Source organism: Sporosarcina soli (assembly GCF_042655805.1).
Classification (GTDB): domain Bacteria; phylum Bacillota; class Bacilli; order Bacillales_A; family Planococcaceae; genus Sporosarcina; species Sporosarcina soli.
Genome location: NZ_JBHSNO010000006.1, coordinates 16,125 through 29,914, shown reverse-complemented (window position 1 = coordinate 29,914; position 13,790 = coordinate 16,125). Strand labels below are relative to the sequence as shown.

The following is a 13,790-nucleotide window of genomic DNA, read 5'->3' as shown; positions in this document are numbered from 1 at the left end:
AAGATCAACATGGGGGAATGAACAATGAAACCAATAGAAAAATCAGGAATGCTGGCGCAAGACATATTTTATAAAATGGCTGATCATGAGCAAGTCGTTTTTTGTAATGACCCGACAACAGGTTTACAAGCAATTATTGCTATTCATGACACGACGCTTGGTCCTGCTCTCGGTGGAACTCGGATGTATCCTTACAAAAGCGTTGATGAAGCATTGGAAGATGTCCTTCGGTTATCGGAAGGGATGACTTATAAATGCGCTGCTGCCGATCTTGACTTTGGTGGTGGAAAAGCAGTAATCATTGGTGATCCGGAAAAAGATAAATCTCCTGCTCTGTTCCGAGCATTTGGCCAGTATGTAGATTCATTGAATGGTCGTTTCTATACCGGTACTGATATGGGAACGAGTATGGAAGATTTTGTCCACGCATTAAAAGAAACCAATTTTATAAATGGAATCCCTGAAGCTTATGGGGGCAGTGGGGATTCATCCGTCCCGACAGCGCAAGGCGTTGTTTATGCATTACAAGCGACAAATCAGTATCTCTTCGGAACGGATTGTTTGGAAGGCAAAATGTATGCAATTCAAGGATTAGGCAAAGTAGGCTATAAAGTTGCAGAGTACTTATTACAAGCAGGTGCTGATCTATATGTGACGGATATTCATAAAGAGGTTCTTGCCTCCATTCAAAACAAAGCCGAAGAATTAGGTGGAACTGTAAAGGTAGTCGATAGCGATGAAATATATGGCGTGAATGCAGATATTTTTGTGCCATGCGCAATGGGTTCTATTCTTAATGATCAGACTATCTCTCAATTAAAAGTCAAAGCGATTGTAGGATCAGCGAATAATCAGCTGCATAAAGAGGAGCATGCAAAAGTACTTGATGAAAAAGGTATTCTTTATGCACCGGATTATATCGTCAATGCCGGTGGTTTAATCCAGGTAGCTGATGAATTATATGAACCGAATCACGAGCGTGTTTTATTGAAAACAAAGGCTATTTATACGTCTTTACTTGATATTTATCGCCAGGCAAATCTAGATAGTATTACAACGGTAGAGGCGGCAAATAGAAAATGTCAAAAAACAGTAGAGGATCATCGAAATCGAAATAATTTCTTTTCTCGTACGCGTAGACCAAAGTGGAATATTCGTGAATAATAGGCCACAAAAATAAAAAGTTGGGGGTAAGATGATGAAAGAAAAATATCCACTTCTAGAAATTATAGATAAAACAGGGAAGTTGGTTCCGAATGCGTATGAAACAGAAATAACGGAAGAAGAGGCGAAGCGATTTTATTATCATATGATTCGTCTTCGGACCTACGATAGAAAAGGAAGAGCTTTACAACGTCAAGGAAGAATTGGGACGTATGTGCCATTTGAGGGCCAGGAAGCCTCCCAAGTCGGAAGTGCGTTGGCTCTTCAGCCGGATGATTGGATGTTTCCGACGTACAGGGACCATGGTGCAACGTTAACATTTGGTGCTGATTTGGATCGGCTGTTGCTACACTGGAATGGTCGAGTAGAGGGATGTGTGCCGTCAAAAGTGAAAAATATATTTCCAGCGGCCATTCCGATTGCGACACAGTTACCCCATGCAACGGGTGCTGCAATGGCGGAAACGTATAAGGGAACGAAAAATGTGTCCATCGCTTATTTTGGCGATGGGGCAACATCAGAAGGCGATTTTCACGAGGGACTCAATATTGCGAGCGTCTTTAAAGCACCAGTTGTGTTTTTTAATCAAAACAACGGATTTGCTATTTCGGTTCCGATTGAAAAACAAATGAATTCAGAAACAATCGCCCAAAAGGCTGAAGCTTATGGCATACCTGGTGTCCGTGTGGATGGGCAAGATGTGTTCGCTGTACATTTTGCTGTAACCGAAGCGTTTGAAAGAGCGCGCTGCGGCGAAGGACCGACATTGATTGAGGCGGTTACATGGCGATTTGGTGCACATACAACTGCAGATGATCCATCCAAATATCGTGACCAAGAAAAAAGTGAGCAAATGCGTGATGATTTAGATCCGCTTTTACGGCTTGAACGTTTCATGAAAAATAATGAAATGTGGGAAGAAGAGTGGATTACACGAATAAAACAAGAGATTGAAATTGAACTGGGTGAGGCTATTGCAAGGATGGAAGCTTATGAAAAACCAAACCCCGCTGATATGTTTGATTATGTTTTTGAAGAGCCAACTTGGACGATTGCAGAACAGAAGGAAATGCTAAGGAGGTCAGTCAAATAATGGTCATAAATGTAAAGAAAATTACAGCTGAGCAAGTGGGAAAAACAAAGTCACTTACTCTTATTCAAGCGATTAATGACGGTTTGAAAACGGCGCTAGCTGACAATGAAAATACGTTGTTGCTTGGCGAAGATATCGGCGTAAACGGCGGGGTTTTCCGAGCAACTGATGGACTGCAAGCACAGTTCGGGGAAAAACGAGTTGTCGATACACCACTAAGTGAGGCTGGGTTTGTAGGGGCGGCTGTAGGGATGGCACTCAATGGATTAAGACCTGTCGTGGAAATCCAGTTTCTCGGTTTTATTTATCCGGCCTATGAACAAATTGCCACGCATGTGACACGTACACGCTCTCGAACGATGGGACATTATCATTTGCCGATGGTAATCCGTGCGCCTTATGGTGCGGGAGTAAGATCGCCGGAAATTCATTCCGATAGTGTTGAAGCACTTTTTACGCATTTACCCGGCATCAAGGTTGTTTGCCCATCGAATGCTTATGATGCCAAAGGTTTGTTACTCGCGGCAATTGAAGATCCGGATCCGGTGTTATTTTTAGAGCCGATGCGTTTGTATCGCGGAGAACGCATGGATGTACCATTGGAAAAGTATACGGTAGAAATCGGAAAAGGAAAGCAGATTGGAACAGGTGAAGATGTCACCGTTCTTGCATGGGGCGCTATGATGCCGATTGTTCAAACGGTAGTGGAAGAAATGAAAGAACAAAATATCACCTGCGATGTGATTGATCTTCGGACGTTGTATCCACTCGATAAGGAGATCATTGCCCGGTCTGTTCAAAAAACTGGCCGCGTTGTCATCGTTCACGAGGCACATGCAACGGGCGGTGTAGGAAGTGAAATTACTTCGATTATCAATGATACATCTTTTCTCTATTTGAAAGCGCCAATTGAGCGTGTGACAGGGTTTGACGTTCCAGTTCCCTTGTTTTCATTGGAAAACGAGTATTTACCAACACCAAAACGAGTGAAAGATGCAATCCAAAAAGTAATCGATTTTTAGGAGGGAAAAGGCGTGATGGAGGTAAAATTTCATGACATCGGAGAAGGTTTGAATGAAGGGGAAATTGTACATTTTTTTGTTCAAGTAGGAGAGAAAGTAACGGTTGATCAACCATTAGTTGAATTGCAAACGGATAAAATGATAGCGGAAATCCCTTCGCCAATAGCAGGTACAGTTAAGGCAATTCACTTCGAAACAGGGGAATCGATATCCGTAGGGGACATTATTTTGGAAATTGATGATGGACGAGAAAAGACGGTTTCCAAAGAAGCGAAGTATGAAGATAAACAAGTAGTTCCGCTACAGACTGAAAAAAAAGTTCCATCTGAAAATAACTATAAACGTATACTAGCGGCACCTTATACGAGAAAGATTGCCCGTGATCAAGGGGTCGATATCGAGAAAATCCGAGGCACGGGACCTGGGGGACGTATCACAGAAGACGATGTCTATCAAAGCATCGTTGTAGATAGACCACTTTCTACAACAGAGGTAGTCGAAGAATCCGTGATGATGGATGTTCCGGCTGCTACTATACGAGAAGAACAGGCAGCAGATACGATTCCTTTCAAAGGGATACGTAAACAAATCGCGAAAAATATGAGTCATTCTTTACAAACAATCCCCCATGTCACTCATTTTGAAGAGGTGGATTTAACGAATCTTTCTAAATTACGAAGTGAACTGAAAGAAACAGGAGATAATATCTCTGCGGTTGCCTTTTTCCTCAAAGCACTTGCCATCGCATTGAAAGAGTATCCATTATTTAATGCGCAGCTCGATGAGGAAAATGATGTGATTCGACTTATTAAAAACTATCATATTGGTCTTGCAACGAATACGAAAAATGGCTTGATGGTCCCTGTTCTATCCAACGTGAATAAGAAGTCTTTACGTGAAATTCATGAAGAAATGAAAGCGTTAACAAAAAAGGCGCAAGAAGGAACTTTATCTATGGCTGAAATGCAAAACGGCACATTTACAATTAGTAATGTTGGACCAATTGGCGGTATTGGTGCAACACCAATTATTAATCATCCGCAAACAGGGATTATGGCTTTTCATAAAATGAAAAAAGTGCCTGTTGTAATGGAAAATGATGAAATTGCGATTCGTTCGATGATGAACCTATCCTTTTCTTTTGACCACCGTGTTGCTGACGGTGCGACGGCTGTTGCATTTACAAATCGATTTGTAGAGTTAATAGAAGAACCTAAAAAGCTATTACTGGAGCTGGTGTAAATGGTTGTAGGGGAATTTGTAGAAACTCGTGACTTGATCATTATCGGTGGGGGGCCTGGAGGGTATACTGCGGCCATTCGTGCAGCGCAATTAGGGGTTCAAGTAACCATAATTGAAAAAGAGAGGCTAGGCGGAGTTTGTTTAAATGAAGGGTGTATTCCATCAAAAGTTTTCACCCATGCAGCGAAAGAATACGCCTCGCTTTCAAATCTCTCGTCTTTAGGGATCTCTACGGGTGAAGCGACGTTCGATTATGGCGAGCTACTGAACTATAAAGATCGAACAATTGCTCACTTGCGACAAGGCGTTGAGAAATTATGCGCTGCAAATAAAATAGAAATCATTTATGGCGAAGCGAACTTTACTGCAAAAGATCGAATCGGCGTTGAAGTAGGTCACCAATTTGAAGTGTATGAATTCAAACATGCGATTATTGCTACAGGGAGTACGCCTGTTGCACCGGATTTTCTAGCTAAACAAAACGAGCGTGTTGTATTAGCAAATGCTATCTATAATCTACCGGAAATGCCAAAGGAATTAATTGTTTATGGTAGTGATTCTCTCGCATTGGAAGTGGCTTTTAGTTATCAAAGTCTTGGAGCCTCTATAACTCTTATTGTAGACGAAAAAGAAGACTTTTTATTTGATGAGTCGATTAATAGGGAATTAAAACGAGTATTGAAAAAGCAGAAAATAAAAGTATATAGCGGATTTCAAGTTAGCGACATACTCTCATCTGCTGAAGATGTAACGGTTCACTTGACCAAAAAAGACAAAACAGAATCTGTAACAGGAACGCATATGTTTGTTGCGACGAAGCAAAGGGCAAATACGAAGTCATTGGGGATTGAACGGTTCGAGATTGAAATGACAGAAGACGGTTTCATTATAACAGATAAACAAATGAGAACGTCTATAAACACGGTTTTCGCAATTGGGGATGTAACATCTGGGGGATCGTCCGCTGCGAAAGCAATTAAACAAGGAAAAGTGGCGGCAGAAACGATTGCTGGGCTGAATAGCGAAGTAGATTTAACATTTTTACCAACCGTTGTTCATAGCATTCCACCGATTGCTGTAGTTGGGTTGACAGAGGAAGAGGCGAAAGCCGCGGGATACAAGGTGAAGGTCAGTCAATTTTCCTACAGCGGAAATGGTTATGCAATGATTACCAATGAAAAGAATGGACTCACAAAAGTAATTAAAGATGAAGAGACTGACTTGCTCTTAGGTTTCCATACAATGGGAGCAGGGGCTGTCGAGTTAATAAGCTTAGGGATTACCGCGCTTGAAATGGTTGGACGGGATGAGGACTTACATTTTCCATTATATCCACACCCAAGTTTCAATGAAACGATATTAGAAGCGATGGAAGGTTTAACTGGGAAAGCCATCCATATGCCGCCATTGAAAAAAGAAATCGCAATCACTTAAAGAAAAGGGGATTTTGAACAGAGCATAAAAAACTATAAAGCTCTTTAAATGTCTATTTGGTATTAGGTGTTTTGTTTTCGTACAAGGGGTAAAGGATTTGTACGGAGGTGCTTTTGATGGAACGATGCAGTATAGGGCAATTTACACAGGAAATCAATGTCACCGTTCAAACGTTAAGAAATTGGAATCATACGGGCAATATTAACCACGACTATATTTCTCTCTATCGCTGTCATTACTCCTGTAAACAACTTGATTTCGTTCATTTATATCTTCACAAGGAGTTGAGGGAGAGATGATTCTAGGGAAAAAGGTTCGGTTAAAACCGACAAAAGCGCAAGAATTACTAATGTGGAAGTCGGTGGGTACCGCGAGATGGGTGTATAATTGGACACTTGCCCGACAGCAAGAGAACTATAAACAAGGCAATAAATTTATTTCCGACAACGATTTACGAAAAGAAATCACTGTCATGAAACAGCTGGATGAATTCAAATGGTAATATGAAGTGTCGAATAATGTGGCGAAACAAGCCGTCAAAGATGCGTGTGGGGCTTACGTAAATTTCTTTCAAGGGAAGGCTGAATTTCCCCGTTTTAAAAGCAGAAAGCATTCCAAACTCTCCTTTTATAACGATACGGAGAAGTTAAAGGTCAAACCGAATAAACGCGTATTGATTGAAAAAGTGGGCTGGATGGAAACGTCTGAACAGATTCCGGTCGGTGTGAAGTATTGCAATCCTAGAGTTTCTTTTGACAGGAAATATTGGTATTTGTCCGTAGGTATCGAGCAAGCATTTGAAAAAGAAGAACTAACGGATGAAGTTGTCGGAATTGATCTGGGCATTACAACGTTAGCAGTTTATTCAAATGGCAATAAAATCAAGAATATCAATAAAACAAAAGAAGTACGCAAGATCGAGAAACGTCTTCGCAGGTTGCAGAGAAGCGTTTCCCGTAAATATGAAATGAATAGGGAGGGAGACCGTTACGCCAAAACAAGCAACATCTTAAAAATCGAAAAGCAACTCCAACACCTACACAGACGATTGACCAACATCCGTACCAATCATATTCACCAAGCAACCAACGCAATCGCGAAAACCAAGCCTTGCAAAGTTGTGATGGAAGATTTGAATGTGAAAGGGATGATGAAAAATCGTCACCTGTCCAAAGCGATTCAACAGCAAAAATTTAAAGAATTCTCCCGCCAAATGGAATACAAATGCGAAAAGTATGGTATTGAATTCATGAAAGTCGGTCGTTTCTTTCCGTCTTCCAAAAAATGTTCTTCATGCGATGAAATCAAGAAGGATCTAAAGCTGAAGGATCGCATTTATTCATGCAAATGCGGACTAAGGATCGATCGGGATTTAAATGCAGCACTGAATTTGCGGAAGGAAGGGCAATTAGCAGCTTAATTACCAATCAGATACTGCTAATGTGTAGGAATCGTTGCATCCGAATTTACGCCTGTGGAGTGTCACACCAAATGCGAGTAGCCACGGCAAAAGCAGGCACGATGAAGCAGGAAGCAAACAAGGCTTATCGATTTTTATAGGTTTTTGGCAACGGATTTCATATGTTTCGTATAAAAGCTCAACAAATGCCATCTTTAACTGAGACGCTACTCTTGGTATTCACTTTTTTAGTCATTATGAGTTCTAGTATTATTTTATTTGACGCGCCGCCGCATATACCAATAGTTATCACCATCTTACTGTTAATCATTTATGGGCTTTTAAAAAAAATCCCCTATAAAGAATTAGAATATGGAATTACAGAGGGTGCGAAAGCTGGAATGGGCGCAGTTATTCTCTTCTTCTTCATCGGTATCTTAATTGCGGCTTGGATGCTAGGTGGTACGATCCCTACACTCATTTATGCAGGATTTAACCTCGTTACACCAAGCTTCTACTTTGCGATTGTTTTTATTGTCTCGTCAATTGTTGGGATTTGTGTCGGGAGCTCACTGACAACAGTGGGGACGGTCGGTTTAGCTTTTATCGGTATTTCAGGGGCGATTGATGTTTCGCTTGCCATTACTGCAGGTGCGATCGTCTCAGGTGCGTTTTTTGGTGATAAAATGTCACCATTATCAGACACAACGAATATGGCGTCATCTATCTTAAATGTAGATCTGTTCGATCATATTAAGAATATGGGGTGGACAACGATACCTGCATTCGTCATTTCGTTTATCTTGTTTGGTATCCTCTCACCAAAGATTACCGCAACTGATTTTGGGAAGATGGAAGTATTTCAACAAGGTCTTTTAGAGACAGGGCTTGTCCAGTGGTACAATGGTGTAATCCCAATCGTTGTATTGTTAATCTTTTCAATTATAAAAGCGCCTGCTCTATTAGCGCTAGCCGCTGGGTCAGTGAGTGCAATTGGACTTTCATTTATAAATGAAGTAAGACCACCTGGAGAACTGTTTGGTATTATATTTGGGGGATTTGTATCGAACACAGGTGTAGAAGAAATTGATAGTTTATTGACCCGTGGCGGCATGGACAGTATGTTTTTTACAATAGGACTTGTCTTATTAGCTTTAAGCATGGGCGGATTGTTATTTACACTAGGGATTATTCCAAGATTACTTGCTTCTGTAGAAAATTTATTGAAGAAAGTGAGTTCGGTCATTGTTTCATCTGCCTTAACAGCTGTTGGGATTAACGTCTTAGTAGGGGAACAATATTTGTCAATTCTATTAACAACAGAGACTTTCCAATCCCAGTATAAAAAAGTAGGTTTAGGAAATTTGAATTTGTCCAGGGTGGCTGAAGATGCTGGAACTGTTGTAAACCCATTAGTGCCATGGAGTGTTTGCGGTGTTTTTATCGCAGGTGTTCTAGGCGTTTCAGTGGTAGAGTATTTACCTTTCACCTTCTTTTGCTTGTTATGCCCTTTATTGACGATGTTTTTTGGAATTACTGGTAAGACGTTAACTTATCTAGAAACAGATAACGAAGACTTAGTAAGCTTGGGGAATGTTAAAAAAGTGGAAGAAAACAAAAGTGTGCGTAGTGTGAACATCTGATTTATCTCCATTCAGCGGAAGACTCCCTTGCCTGAAAAGGCTTCCTGAATCCCAAGGGATTTTACTTGTTCAATGTGCTTGGAATGATGAAGTAGACATGCAAATATGTTGAAAGAAGGCGGAGCCAAATTACAATAGGTTCTGCCTTTTTGTTTGCTTTAGATAACAATTCACCTAAATAAAGAGGTAATTCATCTGACTGCTATTTGACATATACGATTTACAAATTTCTTAATATAAAATCACTCCTATCACACCAGCACTCATAATAACGAAGGCGGGATGTACCCGAAATTTAACGAGCGCGAGGAGTGATAATGCGAATATGCATAATAAGCTGAATGTATGTGAAGAAATTGCTCCAATTAGTTGGTTAGAAAGCGCAAATTTTATGGCAGCATAGACAATCAAGCCGACGATTATAGGGCGGAGCCCGTAAAAAGCGGATTGTACAGTACGATGTTTATTGGCTTTGTTAAAGAACATGGAAATCAATAAAATGATGCATAACGATGGCAGTATCATTCCGAGTGCAGACACAACTGCACCAAGAAGCCCGGCAGTTTGATAACCGACGAAGATGGCACTGTTTGTAGCGATCGGTCCAGGGGACATACCGGCAATTGCAATGATATCTGTAAACTCTTGTAACGTCATCCAATCGTGCTCAGTAACCTCCAGCTCAATGACAGGAATCATTGCATAGCCTCCACCAAAGGAGACAAGCCCGATGATGAAAAAAGTTTTAAATAGTTCCCAAAAAATCATGTAGCGATTCACCTACTTTCCATTTCGTATTCTATTGCATGAACACCTCTCTACAGCCTGTGCTGATTTACATGTCAAACTATTACGCCGACCTGTATTAAGATGTACTTATTTTTATTCTCCTAGATGTACCTCGTGTCCAAGTTTCTTTTTTGTTAATACAAGAAGGATACCGGCTAAGGCTCCGCAAAGAATAATAACCGCTGGGTGGATTTGCAATGTGAGCAATAAAACAACGGTTACGAATGCCGTCACTAAAGTCGTTTTATCTGTAATTGCCATTTTTCCAATTTTGTAAGCTGCAAAGCTGATCAATGCGACAATCGCGGGACGTATTCCTTCAAACGCTGCTATCATTTTGGGATTATCACTAAAATAAAGATAAGAAATACTTAATGCGATAATAATAAAGAAAGTGGGAGTGAGTATACCGAACATTGCAACAACCGCCCCGAGAGGCCCCGCAATACGATAACCGATGAATGTAGCAGAATTAATGGCGATTGCTCCGGGAACCGATTCTGCTACTGCAAAGACATCTGCCACATCTTCAGCTTTTATCCAGTTCCTTTTAGTAACGACCTCTCTCTCGATCAAAGGGATCATTGCATATCCACCACCAAAAGTTACAGGACCAATTTTGAAAAACGTAACGAAAATTGCCCAAAGTAGCTTCCATTTGATTTTCATAGAGTCTTCTCCTTTAGACTTCATTTCTTTCATTGTACCATACTTATATCCATTTTGGTTTAAAGTGAGGTTGAAAAGATTGAGTCAAGTATTTGTGGGTGATGTGCGTGTACATCTGCGGCCATTGAAACGCTTAGACATTCTAATTCCATCTTGACTTAAAGGTATTTTCACAAAGAGAGCCTCTTTTTCACGCCTTGAAGCCTACCGCACTATCGCATCCTTCCGCTCCTACTAAATTCAAACTAGGATTTCAATTTAGTGAGAGCGGTTCCTATTGAGTCACTCACAAACATTTTACTCAAACGTAAAAAAATGTCCGTTAATTTTTTAACGTTAACGGACATTTCTGTTCATTTATTCTAGAAAATAGCTTAAAACCATTCCTCCGGCACCGATTGCGGTCGCATTTTCACCAAGATTCCCCTTGGAAAAGGTAATTGTATGGTCAGGATAGATCACTTTACTTCGCTTGGAGGCCAGTTCGGTGACTGTATCGTAAAATAAATCCATGTGAGTGTACGTTGGTCCACTTAAGATGACCAAGTCGGGTTGAAGCACGGTAATTAAATTAGATAGACCGACACCAGCATAATAGCCCGCATCTTTTATAATTTGGCAACATAACGGATCGTTTTCATTTACAGCCTGACAGATATCTTCAAATTGAATATCTTCAATATTATTGATCCAATCATTAAGAATGGAGTCTTTACCTAATTTCAAACTATCAATGACATCTTTTTTTATCGCGCTCATCGAAGAATACGCATGCACACACCCATATCCACCGCAAATACATTTACGTCCGTGTATATCGACAACCATATGTCCTTGTCCATACATTCCTAATTTATCTGATCCGCGTGCTAATCGTCCATCCAAAATGATGCTTGAACGATTCCCAACTCCTTTTATGACATAGACCACATTTTTATAGGATTTAAAAAGCTCATTTTTATATTCTGCTAGCAACGCCGTATTTACTCCGTAATCGATGACAACGTCAAACCCTAGTCGTTCACTTAAAATGTCGTTAATCGGTACATCCACCCATCCTGGGGAAGGGAAGTCTACGGGATTTAAAATCATTCCACGCTGACGGTCGAGCGGACCAATTGCACCAATGCCCACACCTAGAATATCCCTCGTTTCAAGTCGGTGTTCACGTAGCATATCCTTAATTTTTTCCTCAATGAAATGGATGGTAACGTCGGGAGTACTTGTCTTGTCCATCTTTAAGCGTGCCTCGGCCTTAATGTTAAAGCGAAGATCCATTAATAAAACTTTTGTATACGTACGAGAGATATCAATCCCAAATAGATGATGTGTATCTGCCTTAATCTCATACAAATGCGGTTTGCGACCGCCGCTTGATTCACCGAAGCCATTTTCAATAATTAAGTGAAGGTCTATTAGTTCCTCAATCAACCGTGAACAAGTTGTTTGGGTGAGCCCCGTATGTACAATTAAGTCACTTTTAGAAATGGGCCCCAGTTCATTTATCAATACATATAATTGCTTCAAACTTTTTTCTTTTTGCGATAGCGCTTGATTGAATTGTTTTAGCATTTGAATCCCCATCCTTACGATTTGCTTCTTGTCATTATACAACTTAAAACCGAATTGGTCATATGAATAGGTGAGTATTTTTGTCTATTTAAAAAAATAGACAACATTATTGTTCCCTCTAAGAAAATTTAAACTTCTAAAAAACATTTGACTAAAATGGTTAAAAGTATTATGATTCTGACAAGTTAGAAAAAACTTTTTAAGTAGATGAGGAGGAAAAAAAGTGAATAACTTAAAGGTCACTATGCTTGGAACAGGGAGTCCTAGACCCGATCTAGCACGTTCTGGTCCGGCACAACTTCTTTCAGTAGGAAATCAGCATATCCTTATTGATTGTGGGGAAGGAACAACCGCTCAGCTTATGAAAGCGAATATTCCACCAGAGAGCATCCACTATTTGTTTATGACGCATTTACATTCTGATCACATTTTTGGGTATGGGCAGTTTCTATTAGGTGGATGGGGGTTGGGAAGAAGAGAGTTAACCGTTGTCGGTCCTAAAGGAATGCAGCATTTTCACGAAACAATTCTTAACTTATTCCATGACGATATTGCTTACAGAACATCGTTGGGACGTCCAGGAAACGGTGTGCTTGATGTGAATATAATTGAAGTCGAGGCACCGGGGGATATTGTGACTAAGTTACCGATGAAAATTACAGCCGCCCAGATGGTTCATAATGTTTTAACATATGGATATCGCTTCGAAACAGACGAAGAAGTAGTCGTGATTTCTGGCGACACCGCCCCGACTCCAAATATAGTAGACTTAGCAACCGGTGCTGATCTGTTAGTCATCGATGCCGCTTTGGCTCCAACGGCTGTTTATCGCCATACAACTAATCCGGAACTTCAGAAAATCTGGGATAACTTACAGAAGGAGCATTGTACACCTGCTCAAGCAGGTCAGATCGCTCATAAAGCAGGTGTCAAAAAAGTTGTCCTGACACATTTCTTACCAAATATTGATGAGGAGGAAACATTGAAAGAAGCGGCAAGTACCTTTGACGGAGAAATTGTTATTGGTCAAGATTTACAAGTGATTGCTCTGCAAAAACAGGAGAAGGCTATTTCTGGCAATTTATAACCGCTAGCACGAGCAAAGAAGACAATGGGTATTGGAAGAGAGAACAAAGGGGGACTGGAAAGAATTCAGTTCCTTTTTTGTTTAAGCCAGAATAAAGGAAAGTCTCTAGATGATGTATCTAATTAAAGGAAAAGCGTTAAAAAATATATTTTAAAAAATAATCAAAATACTTTTGACTAAATTGGTTAAAAGATATACAATGAATTCTACTAGAATTCCAAATATTCTATTATCTAAATCATATATTATTTTATATATTTTTTGTCGGAAGAAGAAATAATTGAAAAAACATATATGGTCTTTAGGTGTTGAGTTGGTTGGAATCTAGTGAGAATTCTTTATTCTTTTTTGAAAGGATCAGTGATACTGATGGTTAAGCTTGCTGTAAGAATGCTAGGAACAGGGAGTACGCGTCCGGATTTGGAAAGGTCTGGGACCGCACAAGTACTATGGCTCGACGATTTGCCAATTTTAATCGATTGTGGGGAAGGCACAACGACTCAGCTATTGAAAGCAGAGGTTCCTCCACATCCCATCAATCATCTTTGGTTAACACACTTACATTCAGATCACTTTTTGGATACGCGCAGTTTTTGATTGGTGGGCAAGGAGATGGACGGAGAGAGCCTACGGTTGTCGGTCCGGTTGGAACGAAGAAGTAAAGAAAGTTTATGCG

11 protein-coding genes and 1 pseudogene are annotated in these 13,790 nt (G+C 40.3%); 9 read left to right on the top strand and 3 right to left on the bottom strand.

All coding sequences use genetic code 11. From position 1 onward, the window contains the following. Positions 1-24: 24 nt before the first annotated feature. The 7 genes and pseudogenes from ACFPRA_RS12435 to nhaC all read left to right on the top strand — a co-directional run bounded on the left by ACFPRA_RS12435 (position 25) and on the right by nhaC (position 8,997). Positions 25-1,164: a Leu/Phe/Val dehydrogenase gene (locus tag ACFPRA_RS12435; protein WP_381434988.1), complete on the top strand. Its 1,140-nt coding sequence runs from the start codon at positions 25-27 to the stop codon at positions 1,162-1,164. A gap of 34 nt (positions 1,165-1,198) precedes the next feature. After that, positions 1,199-2,257: a pyruvate dehydrogenase (acetyl-transferring) E1 component subunit alpha gene (pdhA, locus tag ACFPRA_RS12430; RefSeq protein WP_381434985.1), complete on the top strand. Its 1,059-nt coding sequence runs from the start codon at positions 1,199-1,201 to the stop codon at positions 2,255-2,257. Further along, complete coding sequence (locus ACFPRA_RS12425) at positions 2,257-3,279, top strand: alpha-ketoacid dehydrogenase subunit beta (RefSeq protein WP_381434982.1); 1,023 nt, start codon at positions 2,257-2,259, stop codon at positions 3,277-3,279. The genes pdhA and ACFPRA_RS12425 overlap by 1 nt, the downstream gene beginning before the upstream one ends. Positions 3,280-3,294: 15 nt before the next feature. Further along, positions 3,295-4,521 carry a dihydrolipoamide acetyltransferase family protein gene (locus tag ACFPRA_RS12420; RefSeq protein WP_381434979.1) on the top strand — a complete coding sequence of 409 codons (1,227 nt, stop codon included), beginning with the start codon at positions 3,295-3,297 and terminating at the stop codon, positions 4,519-4,521. Further along, positions 4,522-5,955 (top strand): dihydrolipoyl dehydrogenase, encoded by a 1,434-nt coding sequence (gene lpdA, locus ACFPRA_RS12415; protein WP_381434976.1) that lies wholly within the window; start codon positions 4,522-4,524, stop codon positions 5,953-5,955. 295 nt (positions 5,956-6,250) lie between these two features. Next, a pseudogene (locus ACFPRA_RS12410) lies at positions 6,251-7,375 on the top strand (RNA-guided endonuclease InsQ/TnpB family protein). 161 nt (positions 7,376-7,536) lie between these two features. Beyond that, positions 7,537-8,997, top strand: a complete 1,461-nt coding sequence (gene nhaC / locus ACFPRA_RS12405) for a Na+/H+ antiporter NhaC (protein WP_381434974.1) — start codon at positions 7,537-7,539, stop codon at positions 8,995-8,997. Positions 8,998-9,228: 231 nt separating this feature from the next. Here the strand turns inward: nhaC and ACFPRA_RS12400 are convergent, their stop codons facing one another. The 3 genes from ACFPRA_RS12400 to ACFPRA_RS12390 form a co-directional block, all read right to left on the bottom strand. Beyond that, positions 9,229-9,765 (bottom strand): chromate transporter, encoded by a 537-nt coding sequence (locus tag ACFPRA_RS12400; RefSeq protein ID WP_381434971.1) that lies wholly within the window; start codon positions 9,763-9,765, stop codon positions 9,229-9,231. Between the two features lie 114 nt (positions 9,766-9,879). Further along, on the bottom strand, positions 9,880-10,455 hold the full coding sequence (locus tag ACFPRA_RS12395; protein WP_381434969.1) for a chromate transporter: 576 nt from the start codon (positions 10,453-10,455) through the stop codon (positions 9,880-9,882). A gap of 357 nt (positions 10,456-10,812) precedes the next feature. Beyond that, entirely contained in the window at positions 10,813-12,027 is a 1,215-nt protein-coding gene (locus ACFPRA_RS12390; protein ID WP_381434966.1) for an ROK family protein, read from the bottom strand. A 223-nt stretch (positions 12,028-12,250) separates the two neighbouring features. On the opposite strand from ACFPRA_RS12390, the gene ACFPRA_RS12385 reads away from it, so the two are divergent. Next, positions 12,251-13,114 (top strand): MBL fold metallo-hydrolase, encoded by an 864-nt coding sequence (locus ACFPRA_RS12385; protein ID WP_381434964.1) that lies wholly within the window; start codon positions 12,251-12,253, stop codon positions 13,112-13,114. Between the two features lie 369 nt (positions 13,115-13,483). Next, positions 13,484-13,711: an MBL fold metallo-hydrolase gene (locus ACFPRA_RS12380; protein ID WP_381434961.1), complete on the top strand. Its 228-nt coding sequence runs from the start codon at positions 13,484-13,486 to the stop codon at positions 13,709-13,711. Positions 13,712-13,790 lie beyond the last annotated feature (79 nt).

What these genes read in the sequence shown, in the direction of transcription:
- ACFPRA_RS12435 (WP_381434988.1), top strand. Translation starts at nt 25, where the DNA reads ATGAAACCAATAGAAAAATCAGGAATGCTGGCGCAAGACATATTTTAT.
- pdhA (WP_381434985.1), top strand. Translation starts at nt 1,199, where the DNA reads ATGAAAGAAAAATATCCACTTCTAGAAATTATAGATAAAACAGGGAAG.
- ACFPRA_RS12425 (WP_381434982.1), top strand. Translation starts at nt 2,257, where the DNA reads ATGGTCATAAATGTAAAGAAAATTACAGCTGAGCAAGTGGGAAAAACA.
- ACFPRA_RS12420 (WP_381434979.1), top strand. Translation starts at nt 3,295, where the DNA reads ATGGAGGTAAAATTTCATGACATCGGAGAAGGTTTGAATGAAGGGGAA.
- lpdA (WP_381434976.1), top strand. Translation starts at nt 4,522, where the DNA reads ATGGTTGTAGGGGAATTTGTAGAAACTCGTGACTTGATCATTATCGGT.
- nhaC (WP_381434974.1), top strand. Translation starts at nt 7,537, where the DNA reads ATGTTTCGTATAAAAGCTCAACAAATGCCATCTTTAACTGAGACGCTA.
- ACFPRA_RS12400 (WP_381434971.1), bottom strand. Translation starts at nt 9,765, where the DNA reads ATGATTTTTTGGGAACTATTTAAAACTTTTTTCATCATCGGGCTTGTC.
- ACFPRA_RS12395 (WP_381434969.1), bottom strand. Translation starts at nt 10,455, where the DNA reads ATGAAAATCAAATGGAAGCTACTTTGGGCAATTTTCGTTACGTTTTTC.
- ACFPRA_RS12390 (WP_381434966.1), bottom strand. Translation starts at nt 12,027, where the DNA reads ATGCTAAAACAATTCAATCAAGCGCTATCGCAAAAAGAAAAAAGTTTG.
- ACFPRA_RS12380 (WP_381434961.1), top strand. Translation starts at nt 13,484, where the DNA reads ATGGTTAAGCTTGCTGTAAGAATGCTAGGAACAGGGAGTACGCGTCCG.